The organism is Albibacterium sp. (assembly GCF_035514885.1).
Taxonomy (GTDB): domain Bacteria; phylum Bacteroidota; class Bacteroidia; order Sphingobacteriales; family Sphingobacteriaceae; genus Albibacterium.
In genome coordinates this window covers 1-23,967 of the sequence record NZ_DATJCH010000005.1, presented here as the reverse complement: position 1 = coordinate 23,967, position 23,967 = coordinate 1, and the positions used below count along the sequence as shown (strand labels likewise).

Genomic DNA, 23,967 nt, shown 5'->3' with positions numbered 1-23,967 from the left:
CCATTTTGAATAAATATAACACTCTATGATAAAAAGAAGCCTGTTGAAAGCCACACCTGTATTGTTCTTCTTTCTTATTTTTTACTCTTCGTGCAACTCTAGTATTGGACAAGCTGCTAACGAAACTGCCGAAGTGGACTCACTTAGCCGTTTAGATTCTATTGAGAAGGCCGAGGAAGAAGCTATCTTGAAAAACCCTTTTGTTGATTCAAATTTGTATCGCAAACAGGTTTTAGCACTTGCAAATGGAGACACCACTGGCAAATGGCCCGTTAAAAATCAACCGATACCTCTTGCCGGTGCTATCTTACCTGCTAAAAGAATTATAGCTTATTACGGGAATCTTTATTCTAAACGAATGGGTATTCTGGGAGAGCACCCACCAGAACTGATGTTGGAGCATTTAGATGCCGAAATAAAAAGATGGAACGAAGCAGACAGTACAACTGAAGCTATTCCGGCATTGCATTATATTGCTGTTGTTGCTCAAGGATCTGAAGGCAGAGACGGTAAATACCGCAACAGGATGCCTGATTCACAAATTGACTCTGTTTTAAGCATCGCAAAAATGCGGAATGCGCTGGTATTTCTAGATATCCAGGTAGCGCTGAGCACCATTGAGGATGAACTACCGCGACTGGAAAAATACTTAAAATTGCCGCATGTACATTTGGGAATTGATCCTGAATTCTCAATGAAAGATGGTTCAAAACCAGGTAAAAAGATTGGCTCTTTTAATGCCAATGATATTAATTATGCTACTGAGTACCTACAGAAACTAGTGCAAGAAAACAACTTACCACCAAAAGTTTTGGTAGTACATCGTTTCACTCAAGCGATGGTTAAAAACTACAGCGATATAAAACTTCGTCCGGAAGTTCAATTTGTAATGGATATGGACGGATGGGGACCACCAGAATTAAAGAAGGGTACCTATCGCCATTTTATTCACAAAGAACCGGTAGAGTTTACAGGCTTTAAATTATTCTATAAAAATGATATTAAGAATCCTCCGAACCGGATGTTAACTCCTGAAGAGTTGTTAAAATTAAAGCCTATCCCTATCTATATCCAATACCAATAGATTGTGGTTTGAATATCAATAAATAAAAATAATATAATGCTAGCAGAACAATTTCGTTCTAATAAGAGTTTCAGTGAATAACAATTTTTTAAATAAATTAAAATGAAAGCAACATTGGCTGGTGGATGTTTTTGGTGTACGGAAGCTGTATTTCAAAGACTAAAAGGGATTAATACACTTTTACCCGGATATATGGGCGGACATACCGAAAACCCAACTTATGAAGAAGTATGTACTGGTAAAACAAATCATGCTGAGGTAATACAAATTGATTATAATGAGGATGAATTAAGTTTTCGGGACTTGTTAGGAGTCTTCTTTAAAACACACGATCCGACTACATTAAACCGACAAGGGAATGACATTGGCACGCAATACCGTTCTGAAATATTCTATCATAACGATTTACAAAAAGAAGAGGCAGAACGTTTTATTGCAGGTTTAACAGCGGAAGGTGTATTTGATAAACCTATCGTTACGAAGATCTCTCCTGCAGAAACGTTCTACGAAGCAGAAGACTATCACACGAATTACTTTCTTAGGAACCCAAACCAACCTTACTGTGTAGCAGTTGTTAAACCCAAAGTGGATAAATTCATACAGGCCTTCGAGTAAAATCGAAAGCCTTTTATGAATTTATTTTAGAATAAGTTTATTTGTCCTTTGTTATCGATCTCAATTTCATCAGGGTTGGTGATTTCAAGATCTAATTTAGGGCTTACTTTCTTCTCTGATGGAATGGACGAATCTTTAGAATCCGCTTTTGTTTTCTCTTCATTTTCTCCTATGCTATCTGAATCTTTCGCTTCCCTTTCTTCTGCAACCTTTCCTTCCTCTGTCGGAGTTTGTTGACCATTCTGAGGTGAAGGATTCGGATCAGAAGGAACATTAGTCTCTTCCGCATCATCGTCCTCCTCCACTGAAAGCAATTCAACTTTTACAATATCATAGGAACTTAGACGATTACCTTGTGCTTTCATTCCCTTAATATCGATAAATGCAGCTAAATCTTCTTCATAGCTCTCTGGCGTTTTAGCTTTTCCTTTGGTAATATCAACCTTCACAAGCGGTTTAGTAGCAGCCGTTGCCAAGATCATTTTTGAACCTGGCTCTTCGTTTATTAAAGAAGTGCGCCTTCCAATAGCAGTTGATTCGATAAGAAAACGTTTTACAAAAAACACACCCGACTTACCATCACGGTGAACCAGTGTATACACCTTCTCAGGATTGTACTTTTCAATTCGGTATAAGTCATTATCAAAATGAGTGCTTAAATCGAAAGATCGTAGTTCATAGCTACCATCTTTTAAGATAATCAGTATTTTATCATCTCCATCAAATTCTCCCAAATAAAGCCCTCTGCCATCTACATTTAACCGGCTTAATATTTCATCAAACCAGATTTTTCTGCCTGAAAGTGTAGAAACTCCCTTAGCCTTTAAACTTATTTTCTTTATCGGATATTTCGTAACGATATTACCTTTAGCTCCCCTACCTTTAATTACGATCTCAGCAAAGTCCAGATCGAATTGAAGCTTCCGAAGTTTTGAATGAGGCCGTAATTGAATATTGATTAACTCTGCCTCACCGTTCGGGTTTGCAGTAAAGTACAATACCTTGGAGCCTTTAGCGCCACCTGTAAGGTCATACTCCTTATCTCTTGTAACACCTAAGATAGAAAAACGCTTAACATAAGAAACGCCTGTTTTTCCATCGCGGTAAATCATATTATAAACGGTCCGGTCATCTCCTTTTCGGAAAACAGCGACATGGATAATTCCTTTACCAACAAAGGTCTTATCTTGAATTTTTGTAACAACAAATTGGCCATCTTCTCTAAAAACAATGATTTCATCCAGGTCAGAACAGTCTCCGATATATTCATCTTTGCGCAATCCCGTTCCAATAAACCCATCGGCACGATTTGCATAGAATTTGATGTTGGCCAATGCAACTTCGGCTGCAGTAACCTTATCAAAAGTTCTGAGCTCTGTTGCACGCTCTCTGCCTGCTCCGTATTTCTCTTTTAACTTCTCAAACCAGGCAATCGCATAATCTGTTAAATGCTTAAGATGATATTTTACCTGCTTGATTTCATTTTCATACCCTTTCATTTGCTCATCGGCCTTCTTAACATCAAAACGCGTGATGCTACTCATAGGTTTATCGATCAGCTTCTTATAGTCTTCCGGAAGGATGGTTCGATAAAACTGAGGAAAGAAGGGTTCAAATAAACTATCTAAAACCGATACAACCGCTTCAAACTCACCTGCATTTTCATAATCAGGATGCTTATACATCCCTTCCTGGATAAATATCTTTAACAATGAACTGAAGAATATCTTCTCCATTAGTTCATTCAATCGTATTTCTAACTCTTGCTTTAACAGGCCTTTTGTTATCTCTGTGTTTTCAATAAGTACATCGTTAACACTCATGAAATAAGGCTTATCATCCTTTATCACACAGGTATTGGGAGATATGGAAGTCTCACAGTCTGTAAAGGCGTATAGAGCATCAATGGTAACATCTGGCGATACACCAGTTGCTAAGTGAATGATAATTTCGACATCTTTAGCTGTATTATCTTCAATCTTCTTAATTTTAATCTTCCCCTTATCATTGGCTGCAATAATATTTTCAATGATGCCACCAGTCGTGGTACCATAGGGAATTTCTGTTATGGCTAGGGTTTTACGATCGCGTTCTTCAATCTTTGCTCTAATCTTAACCCTCCCACCTCGCATACCTTCATTATAGGCAGAGCAATCTGCCAAACCTCCTGTAGGGAAATCAGGCATTAAATTAGGTCGCTCTCCTTGCAGGCATTTAATTGATGCATCAATCAATTCATTAAAATTATGAGGCATAATTTTAGTGGCCAAACCTACAGCTATACCTTCTGCACCTTGGGCTAACAGTAAAGGAAATTTAACAGGAAGTGTTACAGGCTCGCGGTTTCTACCATCGTAGCTTAATTGCCAAACCGTGGTATCCGGATTAAATACCACATCAAGTGCGAACTTCGACAAACGCGCTTCTATGTAACGTGGGGCAGCGGCTGAATCGCCGGTAATAGGATCTCCCCAGTTTCCTTGTGTATCGATTAACAGGTTTTTCTGACCAATCTGAACCATGGCATCACCAATAGAAGCATCCCCGTGTGGGTGGTACTTCATGGTGTTTCCAATTACATTTGCAGCCTTATTATATCTTCCATCATCCAATTCTTTTAGAGAATGTAATATTCTGCGCTGTACGGGTTTAAGCCCATCATTGATATAAGGAACGGCCCGATCAAGAATAACATAGGATGCATAATCTAGAAACCAACGCTCATATAAACCTGAAAGTGGAATTACCCTACTGCTTGTTAATTCTTCATCTTCCCCTTCCGGCAATCCATTGTTTTGATCTATTTCTTCACTCATATGTTTCTAATATGCTATTTAATATCAATTCGCGTAAAAATACAAATGAATTTCCTTTTATGATAAAACATTCGTGTTTTCTATTGCATTCACCATATTTATAGTAATTTTAAGCCTCCGAATATATCATTGATCGTTTAAAAGCAAAAATCATCTGATGAAAAAACTTCCTTTTATCCTTTTAATCGCAGCAGCATCTTTGGCTGCTTGTAATAACACAGAAAACAAACTGGATGCAAATGATTCTGCTGCAATTAACAGCATTAGTGAGGAAAGCTTCGTTAATGCCGTAAAAACTCTATCATCTGATGAGTTTGAAGGCAGGATGCCTTTTACAGAGGGGGAAACAAAAACCATCAATTATATAAAGGAACAGTTTGAAAGTATCGGACTAGAGCCAGGCAATGGGGATAGTTACTTTCAAGAGGTGCCATTGGTTGAAACTACATCAAGCCCAATGAAAGAATTAGTATTTAAAGGCAAAGGCGGAGAGGTCAGTTTCAAACTTCTGGAAGAATTTGTTATGGGCAGCCGACAAGTTAAAGAATCGGTTACCGTGAATAATAGTGAGCTTATCTTTGCCGGTTTCGGAATTGTTGCACCAGAGTATAACTGGAACGATTATGCAAATTTAGATGTAAAAGGGAAAACAGTTGTCGTAATGGTAAACGACCCGGGATATTATGACAAAAGCCTATTTAAGGGAGGCACCATGACTTATTATGGGCGCTGGACCTACAAATATGAAGAAGCTGCGCGGCAAGGAGCGAGTGGAGTATTAATTATCCACGATACAGGAGCTGCTAGTTACGGCTGGAACGTAGTTCGTTCTGGCTGGAGTGGACCACAAATGAATTTACTGACCGCCGATGATGGTGCATCTCTGGCAGCCTTTGAAGGTTGGCTCAGTGCAGATGCGGCAAAAAAGATGTTTAACCTGGCTGGTATTGACAGCAGCGTTATTGAATCTGCAAAAAAACCCGGTTTTAAGGCAGTAGATTTAGGTCTTCAAACCAATGTGAGTATTAAAAATGAAATTAAAAAAGCAACATCTAATAATGTAATCGGGAAGCTGGAAGGTACAAAGCGTCCGGATGAAGTTATTATTTATGCAGGCCATTGGGATCATCTTGGTGTAGGAGAATCGTTGGATGGAGATTCTATTTATAATGGAGCAAATGACAATGCTACCGGGATTGCAGCAATTATGGAGATTGCAAAAGCATTTAAACATGCGACAGTTCCGCCAGAGAGAACGATATTGTTTGTTGGTCTAACTGCAGAAGAGCAAGGCTTATTAGGCTCAGAGTATTATGCCAAAAATCCTATTTACCCTTTATCCAAAACAGTTGCCAATATCAATATTGATGCTATGAGTGCATTTGGTGCTACAAAGGATATTACAGTTATTGGTTATGGGCAATCTGAGTTAGATGATTATGTAGAGCATGCTGCAGAGTTACAAGACCGAACCATTAGGCCTGACCCTCACCCTTCTTCCGGTTCATTCTTTAGATCGGATCATTTTAACTTTGCAAAAGTTGGAGTACCTGCTCTGTATGCTGGCGGAGGAATTGATTTTGTCGATACCAGTACAGAAGCTCAAAGTAAAAGAGATCAATTTGAAGGCAGATACCATACGCAAAAAGATGAATACGATGCTGCATATTGGCAATTGGATGGCATTATAAACGATATAAAGCTATTTTACCAAATTGGCTATTCTTTAAGCATGGAAACAACTTTCCCCAAATGGAGAGATGGTTCAGAATTTAAAGAAGCAGGAGAGAATAGGTAATTAAACGATTGCTTCTTTTACTAAATCTACATCCAACTCAACCCGTAGGTTATTAACAATGTGCTTCTGACGGTCGGGTGTATTTTTGCCCATGTAGTAGCCTAGTATCTGCTGTATCTTATTATCCTTTTGCAACATCACCGGTTCTAAACGGATGTCTTTACCTATAAAGAGGCCGAACTCTTCAGGAGAAATTTCCCCTAACCCTTTAAACCGGGTTATTTCTGGCTTTGTTCCAAGCTTCTGTATAGCATCTAACCTCTCCTCTTCGCTATAGCAATAAATAGTTTCTTTCTTATTTCTTACGCGGAATAGAGGTGTTTGCAAGATGGATACATGTCCCGCCTTTACCAAATCAGGAAAAAACTGCAAAAAGAAAGTCATCAATAGTAACCGAATGTGCATACCATCGACATCTGCATCGGTTGCAACTACGATATTATTGTAGCGCAAACCATCCAGTCCGTCTTCTATGTTCATAGCATGCTGCAGCAAATTGAACTCCTCGTTTTCGTAGACCACTTTTTTAGTGAGTCCAAATACATTCAATGGCTTACCTTTTAAGCTAAATACCGCTTGCGTATGAACATCACGTGATTTTGTGATTGACCCACTTGCAGAATCTCCTTCGGTGATAAACAAGGTAGTTTCCTGATTACGTTCATGCTTATCATCGTAATGAATCTTGCAGTCTCTTAGTTTTCGGTTATGAAGCGATGCTTTCTTTGCACGTTCATTTGCCAGCTTTTTAATACCAGCAATATCTTTTCTCTCACGCTCCGACTGAAGTATTCTTTTCAATAAAGCATCTGCAGTATCTGGGTTCTTATGCAAATAATCATCCAGTGCCTTCTTTACAAAGTCATTAATAAAAGTCCGAACAGTAGGTCCTTCCGGTCCCATGCTCTGAGAGCCCAGTTTGGTCTTTGTTTGCGACTCAAAAACAGGCTCCTGAACTTTAATTGCAATAGCAGCAATAAATGATGCTCTTACATCTGAGGCATCAAATTCTTTCTTAAAAAACTCACGAACTGTTTTTACAACAGCCTCTCTGAAAGCAGCTTGATGGGTACCGCCTTGTGTGGTATGTTGGCCATTTACGAATGAATAATATTCTTCACCATAAGATTGGCCATGTGTAAGAGCGATTTCTATATCTTCACCTTTTAAATGAATAATAGGATAACGCATTGCCTCAGTTTCTACATTTCTTTCTAATAGATCACGAAGTCCGTTCTCAGAAAAGAACTTGGTGCCATTAAAGTTTATTGTCAGACCTGAATTAAGGAATACATAATTCCAGATCATGTTCTCTATAAATTCTGTTCTGTATTTATAGTTACGGAAAATGCTTTCATCGGGGATAAATGTGATGGCTGTTCCGTTTCTTTGAGTTGTCTCCTTTTCCTGATCACTCAATAAAACCCCCTTACTAAATTCTGCAGTACGGGTTTTTCCTCCACGATAAGACTGAACGATAAACGTATTTGACAAGGCATTTACTGCTTTTGAACCAACACCATTTAAACCTACGGATTTCTGGAAGGCTTTGCTATCGTACTTACCACCTGTATTTATTTTTGAAACAACGTCTACCACACTACCGAGAGGAATTCCTCTACCGTAATCTCGTACTGATACTTTCGATTCAGTAACATTGATATCAATCGTCCTTCCTGCACCCATCACAAACTCATCGATACAGTTATCGACAACCTCTTTTAAAAGTACGTAAATACCATCATCGTAAGCTGCACCATCACCCAATTTTCCAATATACATTCCAGGTCTGAGCCGTATATGTTCCTTCCAATCAAGAGATCGAATGCTATCCTCGTTATAATTTGTCATCTTATTTTTTATCTTCCAAAATCATCCTGAACACGTATAATATCATCTTCGTCAGAAGGATGATCAGGATCTGTATGTTGCCATATTTCAGCTAAAACGCTCCAGTCATTAAGACCTACTAAACGATGGCGTTCACCTTGTTCCAATCGGATTAAATCCCCCGGTGTAAGTTTTTCAACATCGCCCTCAACATCAGTATCACTGCAAATGACGCCAACCTCTCCTCTATAAACCTGCCATATTTCTGCACGGCGATTATGGTATTGCCAGGACAGTCTTTTATGCGGTGCCACAATTAATATTTTGGGACTCAGCTTACCGGAAATTTTCAGGCTTTTAACATTAATTCCATCGAAAAAAGTATCTGCAAACTGTTGAGCTTGCTCTTCATCAATTACAAAGAAACCACCCCAGGGTCTTGTGTCATCTCGTTGCACAATTGCAAAACCCTGATGCACTAATGTATTCTCAACATTCTTAAACAAATCTTCTTTTGAAGTACTTACCATTGCGTTGTTTATTAAAATTATATCTTGTCTTTCGGAGCGTTACTAGTTTTTTGTGCTAAGATAATGAGTTATTTTTTCTTATGGTAAAAAGACCGTACTTTTAAAATAAATCCGAAATACTTGACCGTTTGCTTGGTCATCGAGACAACCCCGCATGAGAATTGATATTGAGCCAAATGAAACTTTTTTAAAAGCTGCATCCTTCGTAATTCATACCGACCGACCGATATTCTTAACAGGAAAAGCAGGAACTGGAAAGACAACCTTTCTTAAATATATTCAAAAAAATTGTCCAAAAAAGCTGGCAATTGCCGCACCTACCGGAGTAGCAGCAATTAACGCAGGTGGAACAACACTTCACTCCCTTTTTCACTTACCGTTTGGTACCTATTTAAAAGATTATGCCCTTCGTTGGGACGAAAGTGACAACAATGTATATAACAGGCATCGATTACTATCAAAAATAAAATTCTCTGTGGAAAAGAGAAATCTTATCCAAGAACTGGATTTGCTGATCATTGATGAAGTTTCCATGCTGCGTGCAGATATGCTAGATGCCATTGATGATATTCTAAAATCTGTAAGGCGTGATATGCGTCCGTTTTGGGGGTTTACAGGTTTTATTTATTGGAGACTTATATCAACTCCCACCGGTAGTCAAACCTTCGGAATGGACATTGATGCAAAGCGCTTATCGAAGCCCGTTTTTCTTTGATGCACTTGTTATGAATGAGCTCCAGCTTATTCAAATTGAACTTAAAAAGATTTACCGCCAAAGCGATGATACCTTCATCAATCTACTAAACAGCATCAGAAACAATCGCTGTTCTAATGAACAAATGTCTCTCTTAAACAGTCACTATCAACCTGATTTCCAATATACGGAACAAGAATCATACATTACTTTGTGTTCACACAATACACAAGCAGATCAGATTAATAGAAAAAAGCTTCAAGAATTACCGGGAAGTACAATTGCAGTAGAAGCGCTGGTTAGGGGCGACTATTCGGAGTCAGCCTATCCAACTGAAAACATCTTGCAATTAAAAAAAGGAGCGCAGGTAATGTTTATAAAAAACGACAAAGGTTTAGACAGACGTTATTACAATGGGAAGATAGGATATATAAAAAGTATAAGCTCTGATAAAAAAACAATTCATGTCAGTTTTACCGATGGAAGTGCGGATGTGGAAGTCAGTAGGGAAGAATGGAAAAACATTAAATACAATTACAATACAGCGGAAGACAAGATCAAGGAGGAGACTCTAGGTACATTTAGTCAATTCCCATTACGCTTAGCATGGGCGGTCACCATTCATAAAAGTCAAGGGTTAACTTTTGATCGCGCAATAATAGATGCAGGTTCTGCATTTGCTCCCGGACAAGTTTATGTGGCCTTAAGTCGTGTAAGAAGTCTCGATGGATTGGTATTAAAGTCCAGAATTAATGCTAACAACATCTTCACGAATAAAGATGTATTGGTCTATTCTGAAAATATATTGCCGGAGAATAAGTTCGATAGTTTACTCAGAGAGTCGCAGCAAGCTTACCTTATGAATTTGCTGTTAGAAACTTTTGACTGGAGCGAACTTGTAGAAAAAACGAGAACAATTCTTGATGGATTAGAAGCAAGTAATATAGCTGAAAAAGATAGTGCTTCAGAATTTTTAAAAGTGCTCCTAATTGCCATTAATATGCATCAGGAAGTTGCTGATAAATTCAAGAATCAATTACGGAAGTTAATTACAGATTCTACTATTATCGATTTTAATCAAATTGAAGATCGTACTCAGAAAGCAGCAGATTGGTTTATTGAAAAGTTGGAATCTCAGACAATTAACCCTTTAGAAAACCATATAAAACTATGGGCAGCCAAAAAGCGAACAAAGAAGTATATAGAAACCCTGAAAGGCTTACTTGTAGGCAATTACAGAAAACTAAGCCGCTTAAAGAAATGCAAAGAGATTAGTACGGCTTTAGCAAAAGACGCCGACATCTCAGCTATTTTAAAGCAGGCAAATGAATTTCACTCTATTGGTATCACCATCGACGAGGGGATTGAAAAAGTTACCAAAGCAAGCAAAGGGGAAACCAAGAACATTAGTCTTGCATTTTTCCAAGAAGGTAAAAATATTAAAGAGATTGCGGAAATACGTGGATTCACTGAAGGAACAATAGTTAACCATTTAGCATCTTTCATTGGCACCCAAGTAGAACCGGAACAGCTTATGGATGCCAGGAAGCTTGAAATAATATTAAATTACATGCATAAAAATCCTACTCATAAGACAGCTGATATAAAAAATAAATTAGGCGCTGACTATAGTTATACTGAAATACGAATTGCCCAGCAAGTAAGATCTAGCTCCCACTCTCCTCTTTAATAGGATCATTAATCATACCTGTAAACAAAATCAAACCGCAATTATTCTCACGAATAAAAAACACAAAAGGTCGGTCAAATTTTAAGCTATGTACCATAGGCATGGAGGTAACACGTACTCCGACTGATGTAACTGCAGCAGCTTCGGTTCCTTCCTCATTTACTTCAATAAAAGCCTTTTGCTTCACCTCATCAACCAGAAGATTATTATTGGAGATTCCAGTAAAATCAGCTTGTCCTGTAAATGCAATCCTCATTCCTAATTTACTTAATTCATCATTTAGTCTATTCTGATAGCTAAACTTAAACTTAGGAAAAAACAGTTCGGTTTCTCTTTTCACAAACTCACTATAAATTTCGCCCAGGTCATCAGGCTCCTTTAATCCTTTAACAAAATCGGTAGCCGATTGGTCTTTGCCAGGGAGCAATATGAACATACTAAATTGTCCGTTTCCATAAGGCAATTCAATACCTTGTAGTCTTTCATTATCAATTATATTAAAGCTTTTTCTAATATTCATGAAGTTAGCATTGATAACTGACCCATCATTCTTTGTAAAAGGCATTTCGCTTGTTTTTGATGAATCAAACTTTTCTTGCCAGCTACCTTTAAAATAAATAGCATTGATAAGATACATAACCATATCTGGAGATATCTGATCAACGATAGTTGGGATTTTCTTATTAGTATTTTCACTCACCCAATCATTAATTACATCAGGAGCATTTTGAGATGTAAAATCTAACGCACCAATTTTTGCCTGATAAAAACTCTCATTAGCTTTCAGAAACGATGGTTTTACTTCATAGCCTTCATGATACCATATTGAATTAGCTATTTCTAATTTGGTTTGTGGATCCAGATTAGGCAGAGTTTGTATAATCTTTTTATAGTAGGTATTAATTTGCTCTTCAGTGAATCCATTAAATTTCAATGCTTTATTTATTGAATCCTTTGTTTGTCCGAAAGCTCCATTATTAAGCATTGCTAAAGCAATACTTGCACTAATCGGAGAAAGCAATATATTATCATTCGGATCCAACCCTTCAGTTGCTGCTCTAAAAAGATCAATACTAAAAGAATTATCCTGGTTAACTTTCTTCTCTTCTGCTGGTGTCAATGTTAAAGTTTTCTGTTCTTCATTTGCAGGAGGATTGGCATCATCACAAGCTAATGGAGAAATTAGAAATAACCCGATGATGCTTAAGTATATAATGCTGATAGTATTCATTGTTTATTTTTAATTAATCAAGTATAGACATTTTAAGAAAAGACTATGCCAAAGATCTCAAAACAGCAGTTCTTAATCAAAATATACCTGAATTAAAAACAATTCAAAATTTGACAACCTTTAAACAAACGACTAATCAGCAAACTATTACGCAGCATATTATATTATAAAATGCTCCTTATCTTGATGTTTGTTCAAGAAAGTATTAAACACGGTTAAAAAAATGCTAATACAAATTAAACTATTTCATTAGCTTTGCTCACCATTAAACTAATTTTCAAACATAATTAAATCTAAATGGAATCAAATTTCTACAAAAGATTCGGTGGAAAGACCTTAAGATTAGCGCTGAAATGCTTAGGTATTCAGCTGATATTCTTGTCTATTTCGCCCGAAATGTATGCTCGGAGCATAGCAAATGATGTACGGGCGCGATCAGAAATCGTGCAAAGAACCATTACAGGTACCGTTTCTGACGAAAATGGAGAACCTTTACAGGGTGCAAATGTTGTTGAACAAGGAACAACAAATGGAATAAGCACCGATGCTAACGGTCGGTTTTCTTTAAACACCAACAATGCCAACGTTACCCTAACTATATCTTTTATTGGATATACAAGTCAAAGTATTACTGTTGGAACACAAAGTTCAATCAATGTTACTCTCGTAGAGAATATAAATACATTGGAAGAGCTAGTAGTTGTAGGTTATGGAACTCAAAAGAAAAAGCTTACCACAGGTGCAACTGTACAAGTAAAAGGAGAAGACTTACAGAAACTAAGCACATCAAGTGTATTAGGTGCATTGCAGAGTCAATCTCCAGGTGTGCAGATTACTCAAAGTTCAGGAATGCCGGGAGAAGGTTTTAAAGTAACGATCCGCGGTTTGGGAACTATTGGAAATTCATCGCCATTATATGTAATCGATGGAGTTGCAGGAGGTGATATCAACACATTAAATCCTTCTGATATTCAATCGGTTGACATTTTAAAAGATGCTGCATCGGCCGCTATTTACGGATCTAGAGCAGCTAACGGTGTTGTTTTGGTAACTACCAAACAAGGTACATCTGGCAAATTAACTCTTTCCTACGACGGTTATGCAGGATGGCAGAATGCCTACAAATTGCCTTCTTTGTTAAATGCTAAAGAGTATATGACCATCATGAACGAAGTTCGTTTCAATGAAGGACAAACTCCTTACGATTGGGCAAACTTAATTCCAAAGCAATATGCACAAATTGAGGCAGGTACTTGGAATGGTACCAACTGGCTAAAAGAGATTCAAAACGATGATGCATTAACACAAAACCATGCATTTAATCTAAGTGGAGGTAACGAACAATCGAAGTTCTCTTTAAGTTATTCGTTATCAGACCAGGAAGGAATCTTCGGAAAACCGGTTGAACCGAAGTTTACAAGAAATAACTTCCGCATAAACTCTGATCATATTCTTTTAAAGAACGATGATTTCGATATCATTAAAATTGGTGAAAACCTAACCTATTCTTATAGCGAGAAATCAGGTATCGGTATTGGAAACCTATATTGGAATGATATACATAATATGATAATAGGAAATCCACTACTTCCGGTTTATAATGAGAATGGTGGTTATTACGATCAGGCAAGCAAAGTTGCCGACGGATGGGCATTTGACGGAGCAACGGCAAACCCGATTGCTAGTATGGACTATAGCCGTGGTCAAAACTTAAGTAAAAATCACTCACTACTTGCGAATGCTTACCTTGAAGTTCAACCTATCAAGAATCTAAAATTCCGCAGTAGCTTTGGATATAAAATGAACGCATCATCGTATAGACAATATACACCTGCTTTTGTTTTATCAACAACTTCTTCTAATGCAGAAGATGATGTTAGTCAAAATCAGGCAAGTGGTTATAGCTATACTTTTGAAAATACCTTGTCTTATTTATGGTCAATTAATGAAGTACACAACTTTGACGCATTGGCTGGGGCATCTATGGAAACATGGGGAATGGGTGAGGGCTTAAATGTAAGCAATTCAGGATCTCTATTCCCTGGTTCTTGGAAAAATGCTTGGATAACCAATACACCAGCTATATCTGGAACCAATACAGTTATCGGTGGATCACCATGGGGCGAGGGAGGTCTTTCTTCCTACTTTGGTAGATTAAATTACAACTACAATGAAACCTATATGGCCACCTTGATTATGCGTGCCGATGGGTCATCTAACTTTGCAAAAGGAAACCGTTGGGGTTATTTCCCATCAGTTGCAGCAGGTTGGGTAGTAACCAACGAATCCTTCATGGAAAGCTCTAGCAGCTGGTTGAACTTCATGAAACTAAGAGCAAGTTGGGGACAAAATGGTAATGCAAGCATCGACCCTTTCCAATACTTAGCTACCATTGCCTTTGATACAAGAAACGGTTACTACTTCGGAAATAATAAAAACAGTTTATTAACTGGCGCATATGCAGATATTTTGCCAAACCCAAATATTACTTGGGAAACTTCTGAGCAATTAAACATTGGTTTAGATTCAAGATTTGCTTCAAACCGCTTAGGAGTAATCCTTGACTGGTATAAAAAAACAACAAAAGACTGGTTAGTACAGGCTCCTGTATTGGCATCTTATGGAACATCTGCTCCTTTCATTAACGGTGGAGATATTGAAAATACAGGTTTTGAGGTTGGTTTAACCTGGAATGAGACTCGTGGCGATATCCGATACGGAATCAGCTTAAACGGCGCTTATAACAAAAATAAAGTAACCCGTATTGCAAATGCAGAAGGAATTATTCATGGACCTGAAAATGTGCTTAGTCAGGGAACAAAAGAAATGTACCGCGCACAAGTAGGTTACCCTATTGGCTATTTCTACGGATTTGAAACTGCCGGTATTTTCCAAACGGAAGAACAGATTGCTGATTACCGGAATAGAGGCCTTGGTGTATTAGCCAGCGCACAGCCAGGAGATGTTATTTTTGTTGACCGAAATAAAGACGGTGTTATTTTAGATGATGACAAAACCATGCTTGGTAACCCTCATCCAGATATTACCGGTGGGTTAAACCTAACTTTTGGTTATAAAGGATTGGATCTTTCGGTTACCGCTACAGGTGCATTTGGCCAACAGATTGCAAAATCATACCGTTCTTTTGCAGATAGTCCTCTTCAGAATTACACCACCGATGTATTTCAAAGATGGCATGGTGAGGGAACTTCTAACCGTTTCCCACGCCTAACTATGGGAAGTCATACCAATAGCCAGTATATCTCAGATATCTATATTGAGGATGGTGATTATGTGAAAATTCAGAATGTTACATTGGGATATGATCTTAAATCATGGCTTCCAAAAATGCCTTTCGGACAAGCAAGGTTATATGTTACAGGTCAAAACTTGTTTACTATAACCGGATACTCTGGAATGGATCCAGAAATTGGATATGGTAATGATCAGTCTTGGGTTTCAGGAATTGATGTAGGATTCTACCCTACCCCAAGAACTTATCTGATTGGTTTAAATCTTACATTCTAAAACGAAGACAAATGAAAAAAATATTAAGTTTAGCAGCCCTGGCTATCTTCTTTTCCGCTTGTGAAAAGAACCTGGACTCAGAAAACTATACCAAGAAAAATACAGGGAATTTTCCTTCCACTGTGGCTGATGCAAATCAGATGATTACCGGAATTTACTCTACCTTAAGTGCTGCCGTTTCAAACTCACACAACACGAGTTTCTATATGGCTGAACTTGCTTCAGATGATCGCTTTGGCGGTGGTGGAGAGAATGATAAGGATATGCAGGGTCTGGATCACCTTATGAATACAAAAAGCAGTCGTTTCGAAACATTCTGGACAGCACGCTATCAAGGAATATACCGAGCAAATACAGCTCTAGAAAATTTAGACAAAGTAACTGCTTGGGAGAGTGATGCTCAAAAGAACCAGCTAAAAGGTGAAGCACATTTCTTAAGAGCTTTATTTTACTTTGAACTTTCAGAAATGTTTGGTGAAGTTCCTTTAGTAATTACAACAGAAGCAGTAAACTTGCCTAAATCTCCTGCAGATGAGACCTATGCTCAAATCGCATACGATCTGAATCAGGCAATTACATTGATGCCTTCTACTCCCTATAGTAATGTGGCGTCGGGTCATGCTACCAAATGGGCTGCTCAGGCATTAATGGCTCGCGTATTCCTTTTCTATACCGGGTATTATAACAAAACAGAATTACCGGTGGCAAACGAAGGTGGATCGATCAATAAAGCGCAGGTTATTACCTGGATAGACGAATGTGTCACAAATAGCGGACATGGTTTGGTTGATGATTTCCGCAACCTTTGGCCGTACAGCAACCAGTATACAGCAAAAGATTACGATTATGCTAAAGACAACGGATTGCAATGGGCTGGAGACGGTAACAAGGAAACAGTATTTGCTGTAAAGTTCGGTACCTCTGTGGATTGGGGAGCTAACTTCCAACTGGGATACTCAAATCAATACAACCTTCATTTTGGTTTAAGATCAAACAACGGTTTAGAAAATACTTTCCCATTCGGTCAAGGCTGGGGAGCTGGTCCGGTAAATAGTAAATTATGGGATGATTGGAAACAATTAGAACCTAATGATATCAGACGTACAGGATCCATTATGAATGCTGAAACAGATGTAGAGAATTACATATATGGTGCTGATTCTCAAATGGAAGAAACAGGTTTCTGGCAAAAGAAATATATACCAATAACGGCTTACGACGAGTCAGGCGCTTTACTTAAATCTTATGCTGTTCTATCCGATGATGCTAACAATGATATGCAGTTAGGCAATACACAAGATTTGGTATTAATCCGCTTTGCAGATGTATTATTAATGCAATCAGAATTAAAAGAAGATGCTAGTGGCTTAAACAAAGTACGTGCACGTGTAAATCTTCCATCTGTAGCTTATTCATTAACAGCGCTAAAAAGAGAGCGTCGCTGGGAATTGGCATTTGAAGGATTGCGCTATTTTGACTTAATGCGTTGGGGAGATGCTGCTAATGCATTGGCAGCACAAGAGGGAGTTGCTATTAAGAATAAGGGTATTGATACTCAGATGAAAGCATTTGGCGGAGGTTACAAAGCCAGATTTGAAGCAACAGGAGGATTTTGGCCAATTCCAGAGTCTCAAATTCTTCTTTCTGAAGGAGTATTAGTTCAAAACGCAGGTTGGGGAACTCCAGCTGCCGAATTCACAGGATGGTAAATATTTAATTAGATACTTATGAAACGATTTACTGCATATATAATGATCCTGCTATCAACTCTCGCATTAGTTAGTTGCGAAGCAGTTGAAGACAGGTTGGATATTGGAGGTTTTATTAGCGCAGAACAGCTTGATATTACAGCAACTCCAGTTATTGTTGATGGAAAAGCCACCAACAAAGTAATCCTAAATAACTCAAGTCCCGTTCTATCTTCTTGGGATTTTGGAACAGGCAAAACCCAAAAGAAAACAGATACCGTTCTTATGGTTGTTGAAGGAGAAAATGAAATCATTTTTACCGGTAGAAACCCGGATGGTTCAGAAATTACTAAAACCTTAACAGTGAACGTAGAAGACCTGCGTTTTCCTGTACCACCAGAATGGGGTTTCTTAACTGGCGGTACTGACAAAGAGTGGGCATGGGATGATACAGCACCAGCTGTTTGGGGTAATGGAGGATATTTAGGTAATGTAGCGCCTGCCTGGTGGCTAGTTCCTCTAGCAGATATTAATGGACAATCTGCCAATGAAGGTCCCGGTGCAAAAATGATCTTCTCATTAAGAGGAGCAAAATTTACCAAAGTAAAATCTGATGGCACAACAGAAACAGGTACATTTTCATTTAATATGAATAGCAAAACTATGGATGAAGCTGGAGCTGTATGGGCCAAAGGTAAACTTACTTTGAAAGGAACAACTATTCTGAATGGTATATCACCTAACGAAGGCGGTATTAAGATTTATGAATATGATATCCTAGCATTAGACGATGAAAAAATGGTGTTATCCCATCCTGAACCTGGTGCAGGAGCTTGGGGAACAGCATGGTTCTGGGTGTTCAAAGCTAATTAACCTTAGCACTTAAAACATCATAATAAAGAAGAAGCCCTACAATCTTTTGATTGTAGGGCTTCTTCTTTATACAATTATTATAGCTATAGTTTTGCTTGTAATTTCTTTAGTATCTCCAAACAAGCCCTACTGTTATGATAGGGGCACTTCCAAAAACCTACCTTATCTTCGTCTTGAAGAATATTTCCTATTTCGTCTCTTCCCCAAAACCATTCTCCATTAACTGTATCTCTTATCTCTTTATATATATACTTCCAAATACGATCCGCAGTTTGATAGTATTGTTGGTTATTCGTACGAGAAGCCATATAATAAAACCCAACCATAGCTTCTGCCTGAACCCACCAATGACGTTGCTTGTCTATTATATCAGCATGTCTTTCATTTGCCAAACTCCCATCAGACAATAACCCTTGAGCGGTTGCTAATGCTAAATCATTACATACTTCAATAAGGGGTTGGGGTACCTCCTTTCCATAAACTAATTCTGAAGCTTCCATCAATAACCAGGAAGCTTCTATATCATGGCCGTAAGACTGAATAGAAGAAAGAGAATCCCAATTTTCATTGAAGAACAGTTTAAGGTGCTTGCTCTCTGAACAAACTATTTTAGTCGCAAAAACATCCAGCAATTTCTTAATGCATATTTCTATTTTCTTTTCTTTTGTTACCTCATATAAATTAGCATAGGCTTCCAATATATGTAAATGGGTATTCATCGTCTTTACTGCATTCAAATCTTTCTCACTTAAGCGCATATCTTCTATAGGCTGCCAGTCTTGATTGAATGCTTCTAAATACCCTCCATTTTCTTGATCGTGGCTATGCTTTTCTATTAAATAAAACAAACTCAATGCTTCATCTATTATTCTTTGATCGGGCTCAATTTTATACAATTCTGCCAATCCATACATTGCAAAAGCCTGTGCATAAATTTGCTTCCTCATCTGCAAGGGTTCACCACCAGGTAAAACCGACCAATAAATTCCTCCTGCTTCTCTATCAAAAAAATAATCTTTCATTATTTTATAGGCCTGGAGGGCTCGCTCCTTATAGATCGGTTTTTTTGTATATAAATACCCAGCTGAAAAGGACCAAAGGATTCGAGCATATAATACTCCACCCAAAGGTGCATCCGAATAAACTCTTCCTGAATTATCAATCCGCCCTACAAATAAACCTGTTTGCTCATCGTAAACACTTGACCAATAATCCAGAATATCATTTAATTCCTGATTTAAGGCTTCTTCATTCATGATAGGTCAGATTCTTTGAGATCAGACTTTTAACTCTCTCAACAGAAAGATTTGAATAATAACCGTCTGCAGGTGTATTCTTGACATAATCAAGCAATTGGTCAATTGAGGTAAGAGCAACATGCATCCTGGTATCGGATGATGCATAATAAATAAACACTTGGCCGTCTTCATCCTTAATCCAACCGTTTGTAAAAACAACATTCCCGACATCACCGACAAGCTCATCACCCACTGGCGCAAGAAAATATCCAGCTGGTTGGTAAATAATTTTCGTCAAGTCTTCCAAACTTGTCATAAACAGATACAATACATAACGCAAGCCTGCAGCAGTATTGCGCACACCATGAGCCAAGTGTAACCAACCTTCCTGAGTCTTCAATGGAGCCGGACCTTGTCCATTCTTAGTCTCATAAATCGTATGATACTTTTTTGCATGAATAATTTTCTCTTCATCTATCACCGCATTCATTATATCTTTTGTCAGGCCGAAAGCAATCCCCCCTCCTTCTCCAGTCTCGATAAAACCATCTTGTGGACGGGTATAAAAACCATACATTCCATTCACAAATTCAGGATGCAAAACAACATTTCGCTGTTGCGGAGATTTTGTGATTAAATCTGGTAATCGTTCCCATACCTCCAGATCCTTAGAACGGATAATACCGCATTGCGCAATAGCTGCTGATTGGTTCTCTAATGTCGCGGTCGTATCCTTTCTTTCCGTACAAAATATACCATATATCCATCCATCCTCATGTTCTGTTAGTCGTATATCGTATACATTCACATCAGGTTCACTTAATTGAGGCAAAGAAATTGGCTCACTGCGAAACTTAAAATTATCAAGGCCATTCTCACTTTCTGCAAGTGCAAAAAACGACTTACGATCAACCCCCTCTACCCGCACCATTAATACATATTTATTTTTCCACCGAATGGCACCTGCATTAAAGGTTGAATTAACGCTAATACGTTCCATAAAAAAGGGATTAGACTTTTCATAAAAGTCATAACGCCATTCCAATGGAACATGCATGGCTGTTAAAACAGGATTTTCATACCTGGTATATATACCATTTCCAGGCAAAATCGGTTGGTTTTCCCTTTCTATTAAAGCCTTATATTCGTTTACTATAGCTTCTTTTCTTCGTACAAACACTTCAATCATATATATTTAAAGTAAAACTTATCTAATTTTCCAATTTTTCCCACCATGTTTTTTTAAGAACAGCAATGATTATAACTAAAATCAATACTGTAAGGTATAAAGGTATCTGAGCTTTTAAGATCAAATACATCGGTAATAGAGTCAAACACAATTGGCCTATTATTCCTAATACTATATTAAACATGTCTCTTCCAAAATTCTTATTACGTAACTCAATACCATCTTCTTCTTCTACAGCTTTGCGAATAGGTTTCCATAAACCCCACGGCTTTACAGTTCTATAGAAATTCTTTAATACTTCCATATCGCTAGGCGGAGCCGCATAAGTTCCTATGATGCAACCCAAGAAGGATATAAGAAATAAGAGGGGGAAATAATATAAATCCAGCGTATCAAAGAATACAGGAAATATTAATGCAGGAACAATTCCAGCGAGCATACCCCAAAAAAAGCCGTTTGCATTAAATCGCCACCAATGCCACTTAAGCACATTGGCTGCAATATAACCTCCATACAAGGCTGATACGATCCATTGCAGAATAGAGTTCACATCCTTTACAAAAAGACCTAAAACTACACCCATCAAAGCCACTACAATACCTGAAAGGTAATTCATATTTCGAACCTCAATATTAGAAGCATCAGATTTAAAATACTTAAGATAAATATCGTTTACGATGTAAGCTTGAGCTGCATTTAAAGTGCCTGCAAAAGTTCCCATAAAAGCTGCTAATAACCCCGCTAGTAATAACCCGGTTAATCCGACCGGAACAAATTGCACGATGGCAGCCGGTAAAATTTTCTCAAAATCAACTCCTGTAGCTGAAGATAGATCGAGCTGGTCATAATACAATATTCCCAAAACAGCAAAACCCATGATCATTGAATAACGAATGGGCAATAAAATAACCGATACCAACCCACTCATCTTTGCAGCATCTTTTGGAGATTTAGTAGAAAGTATCTTTTGCATATCATAATTTGGGGCCGGACCAGCAAGAGAGGCAAAAACACCTTTAAAGAGCATCATCATAAAGAAAATACCAAACAAGGTAAATCCATCATCCTTAATCTTCTGATTCACTTCTGCAATATGTGCTGTCCAATCCAAATCTAATCTCCAGCCGAAAAAAGGATTTAACCATCCCTCCGGAACACTCAATTCTTGTCCAACTAAACGATCCGCAGCAATTCCTGCAATGACAATAGCAGCAACAGACATGATGACGTATTTAACAACATCTCCGATTACGATACTTGTCATTCCACCCATAATTGCATACATCATGGTTATTACTGAAAATACAATTCCATAAAAATGAGGGACAAAGGAAGGTGCTACAGTAAATGGAATGTATGGACTGATACTCTCCCAGGGCACGAATATTTCAACAAATTTCCCCAACCCAATAAACCCATATGCCAGAAAACCAAGACAGCTGATTAAGGCAAATATCACAACAATTGCATGCGATGCCCGGACACCCTGTCCAATCAAACCAAAACGGGTGCTAAGCCATTCGGCACCAGTAGTAGCATTCGACCTTCTTAACCAGATGGACAGGTACATCATTAAAAATATCTGATTAAACACAGGCCACAACCATGGAATCCAGATACTCTTCAATCCATAAACAAAAGCAAGTGTTACCATCCACATGGTACCGGATATATCAAACATGTCAGATGCGTTAGACATTCCTAACATGTACCAAGGAATTTTCTTACCACCCAAGAGATAGGATTCTTTATTACGCTGAGCTCTTTTTTTTAAGATGAATCCTAAAAGAATCATCGTTATTAAATAAACAAGAACTACAATTATATCAATATTCGAGAGGCTCATATCAACTGTAAGATTTAAGTTCCATATAATTCTGTTAATCTAACTTATACAAATCAATCCTAAAGAATATATTGAAGCTAGGCCTTTAGAGCATAACTCGCAAAACACTTTCGGTAAGAGCTCTACATTAATTTTATAATTGGCTAAACAAACTTAATTTCATTAGAACAAATTGTGTAATACTATTTTAACACATCCTTAACTAAATCAAAATAATTAGTTAAATTCACGCAGCCAATATAAACTTATGAAATTGAATCAAAAAATTGTTAGGGAAATCACTCCCCTAACTGAAAGTGATTTCTTCACCCTATTTTCACGTAAGAAGACAGAGTTTGATTTTCCCTTACACTTCCACGAAGAATATGAATTGAATTTAATATTAAATGCAAAGGGTGCGAGAAGAATTATAGGAGATCATGTTGAGACGATAGATGACTCTGAATTAGTCTTTATAGGTCCAAACCTATATCACGCGTGGTTTACCCATCAATGTATAAGTGAGGAAATTCAGGAAGTCACTATTCAATTTAATAATGAAATATTAAACACGCAATTCCTCAGCAAAAATCAATCGAGCTATTTAAGAAAGCTTTTTGAGGACTCTAAAAAAGGAATTCTATTCCCTTTAGAAACCATAACTGATATGCAGAATCTGATTCTTACTTTAAAAGACAGTCATGGCTTTACCTCTGTATTAAACTTTATGCAGATTTTGCACCTTTTATCACTTTCACCTTATAAAACCTTATGCAATGAAGGCTTTCATGAGGCTTCATTGAATGCAAATAGTCGAAGAATAAAGCTGGTATTTGATTATATGAACAAAAACTTCAGAAACGATATAAGTCTTCAAGATATTTCTAGTCTGGTAAATATGCACGAAGTTTCTCTAAGTAGGTTTATAAAAAAACGTACCGGAAAAAGCTTCGTAGACTGTCTAAACGAGATCCGCATTGGCCAGGTAAGTCGACTAATTATTGATACCACACAAAGCATTTCAGAGATTGCCTATTCCTGTGGTTTCAATAACATTTCATATTTCAACCGGGTCTTTAAAAAGAAAAAGGGTTGCACACCTAAAGAATTTAGAGAAAACTTTACAGGAGTAAGATTATACATTTAGTTCTAAAATCTCTTCAAGATTAAGATCTATGCATAACAGACATTGATGTGCACCAAAAAAGGGTCTAAAAGCAAAAAACCCTGTCTCGTAATTGAGACAGGGTTCCTGTAAGATTGGGCGCCGACCTACTCTCCCACCTGTTACGGCAGTACCATCGGCTCTGGCGGGCTTAACTTCTCTGTTCGGTATGG

16 protein-coding genes and 1 rRNA gene are annotated in these 23,967 nt (G+C 37.8%); 9 read left to right on the top strand and 8 right to left on the bottom strand.

Features of this window, described 5'->3' with window-relative positions; translation table 11 throughout:
- Positions 1 to 25 precede the first annotated feature (25 nt).
- Entirely contained in the window at positions 26 to 1,084 is a 1,059-nt protein-coding gene (locus VL047_RS00780) for a hypothetical protein (protein ID WP_325357521.1), read from the top strand.
- Positions 1,085 to 1,186: 102 nt separating this feature from the next.
- Positions 1,187 to 1,699 (top strand): peptide-methionine (S)-S-oxide reductase MsrA, encoded by a 513-nt coding sequence (gene msrA, locus VL047_RS00775; RefSeq protein WP_325357519.1) that lies wholly within the window; start codon positions 1,187 to 1,189, stop codon positions 1,697 to 1,699.
- A gap of 26 nt (positions 1,700 to 1,725) precedes the next feature.
- On the opposite strand, the gene VL047_RS00770 is transcribed toward msrA, so the two are convergent.
- Positions 1,726 to 4,515, bottom strand: a complete 2,790-nt coding sequence (locus VL047_RS00770) for a DNA gyrase/topoisomerase IV subunit A (protein WP_325357517.1) — start codon at positions 4,513 to 4,515, stop codon at positions 1,726 to 1,728.
- A 157-nt stretch (positions 4,516 to 4,672) separates the two neighbouring features.
- Between VL047_RS00770 and VL047_RS00765 the strand changes: the two genes are divergently transcribed.
- Entirely contained in the window at positions 4,673 to 6,313 is a 1,641-nt protein-coding gene (locus tag VL047_RS00765; protein WP_325357515.1) for a M28 family metallopeptidase, read from the top strand.
- Here the strand turns inward: VL047_RS00765 and VL047_RS00760 are convergent, their stop codons facing one another.
- Complete coding sequence (locus VL047_RS00760) at positions 6,314 to 8,164, bottom strand: DNA topoisomerase IV subunit B (RefSeq protein WP_325357513.1); 1,851 nt, start codon at positions 8,162 to 8,164, stop codon at positions 6,314 to 6,316.
- 8 nt (positions 8,165 to 8,172) lie between these two features.
- Complete coding sequence (locus VL047_RS00755; RefSeq protein WP_325357511.1) at positions 8,173 to 8,673, bottom strand: phosphoheptose isomerase; 501 nt, start codon at positions 8,671 to 8,673, stop codon at positions 8,173 to 8,175.
- Positions 8,674 to 8,827: 154 nt separating this feature from the next.
- On the opposite strand from VL047_RS00755, the gene VL047_RS00750 reads away from it, so the two are divergent.
- Positions 8,828 to 9,388 carry an AAA family ATPase gene (locus VL047_RS00750; protein ID WP_325357509.1) on the top strand — a complete coding sequence of 187 codons (561 nt, stop codon included), beginning with the start codon at positions 8,828 to 8,830 and terminating at the stop codon, positions 9,386 to 9,388.
- A gap of 10 nt (positions 9,389 to 9,398) precedes the next feature.
- Positions 9,399 to 11,057 (top strand): helix-turn-helix domain-containing protein, encoded by a 1,659-nt coding sequence (locus tag VL047_RS00745; protein WP_325357507.1) that lies wholly within the window; start codon positions 9,399 to 9,401, stop codon positions 11,055 to 11,057.
- Here the strand turns inward: VL047_RS00745 and VL047_RS00740 are convergent.
- Positions 11,035 to 12,288, bottom strand: coding sequence for a serpin family protein (locus VL047_RS00740; RefSeq protein WP_325357505.1), 1,254 nt, complete (start codon positions 12,286 to 12,288; stop codon positions 11,035 to 11,037). The genes VL047_RS00745 and VL047_RS00740 overlap by 23 nt on opposite strands.
- A gap of 297 nt (positions 12,289 to 12,585) precedes the next feature.
- Between VL047_RS00740 and VL047_RS00735 the strand changes: the two genes are divergently transcribed.
- Genes VL047_RS00735 through VL047_RS00725 form a run of 3 tightly spaced genes read left to right on the top strand, consistent with a single transcriptional unit; the run spans position 12,586 to position 18,377 of the window.
- The gene (locus VL047_RS00735; RefSeq protein WP_325357503.1) at positions 12,586 to 15,816 is read left to right on the top strand and encodes a TonB-dependent receptor; all 3,231 of its coding nucleotides are present in this window, start codon (positions 12,586 to 12,588) and stop codon (positions 15,814 to 15,816) included.
- 11 nt (positions 15,817 to 15,827) lie between these two features.
- Positions 15,828 to 17,525 (top strand): RagB/SusD family nutrient uptake outer membrane protein, encoded by a 1,698-nt coding sequence (locus tag VL047_RS00730; protein WP_325357501.1) that lies wholly within the window; start codon positions 15,828 to 15,830, stop codon positions 17,523 to 17,525.
- Positions 17,526 to 17,543: 18 nt separating this feature from the next.
- Positions 17,544 to 18,377: a hypothetical protein gene (locus VL047_RS00725; protein ID WP_325357499.1), complete on the top strand. Its 834-nt coding sequence runs from the start codon at positions 17,544 to 17,546 to the stop codon at positions 18,375 to 18,377.
- An 83-nt stretch (positions 18,378 to 18,460) separates the two neighbouring features.
- Here VL047_RS00725 and VL047_RS00720 read toward each other — a convergent pair whose 3' ends face one another.
- From VL047_RS00720 to VL047_RS00710, 3 genes are read right to left on the bottom strand one after another with little or no spacing between them, the layout of a single operon-like run.
- Positions 18,461 to 19,633 carry an AGE family epimerase/isomerase gene (locus VL047_RS00720; RefSeq protein WP_325357497.1) on the bottom strand — a complete coding sequence of 391 codons (1,173 nt, stop codon included), beginning with the start codon at positions 19,631 to 19,633 and terminating at the stop codon, positions 18,461 to 18,463.
- Positions 19,626 to 20,804: a glycosidase gene (locus tag VL047_RS00715; RefSeq protein ID WP_325357495.1), complete on the bottom strand. Its 1,179-nt coding sequence runs from the start codon at positions 20,802 to 20,804 to the stop codon at positions 19,626 to 19,628. The genes VL047_RS00720 and VL047_RS00715 overlap by 8 nt, the downstream gene beginning before the upstream one ends.
- 22 nt (positions 20,805 to 20,826) lie before the next feature.
- Positions 20,827 to 22,650 carry a sodium:solute symporter family protein gene (locus tag VL047_RS00710; RefSeq protein ID WP_325357493.1) on the bottom strand — a complete coding sequence of 608 codons (1,824 nt, stop codon included), beginning with the start codon at positions 22,648 to 22,650 and terminating at the stop codon, positions 20,827 to 20,829.
- Between the two features lie 247 nt (positions 22,651 to 22,897).
- Here VL047_RS00710 and VL047_RS00705 point away from each other — a divergent pair, with 247 nt between their 5' ends.
- Entirely contained in the window at positions 22,898 to 23,776 is an 879-nt protein-coding gene (locus tag VL047_RS00705; RefSeq protein ID WP_325357491.1) for an AraC family transcriptional regulator, read from the top strand.
- Between the two features lie 112 nt (positions 23,777 to 23,888).
- Here VL047_RS00705 and rrf read toward each other — a convergent pair.
- Positions 23,889 to 23,967: ribosomal RNA gene (gene rrf / locus VL047_RS13580) — 5S ribosomal RNA — on the bottom strand; the annotation flags it as partial.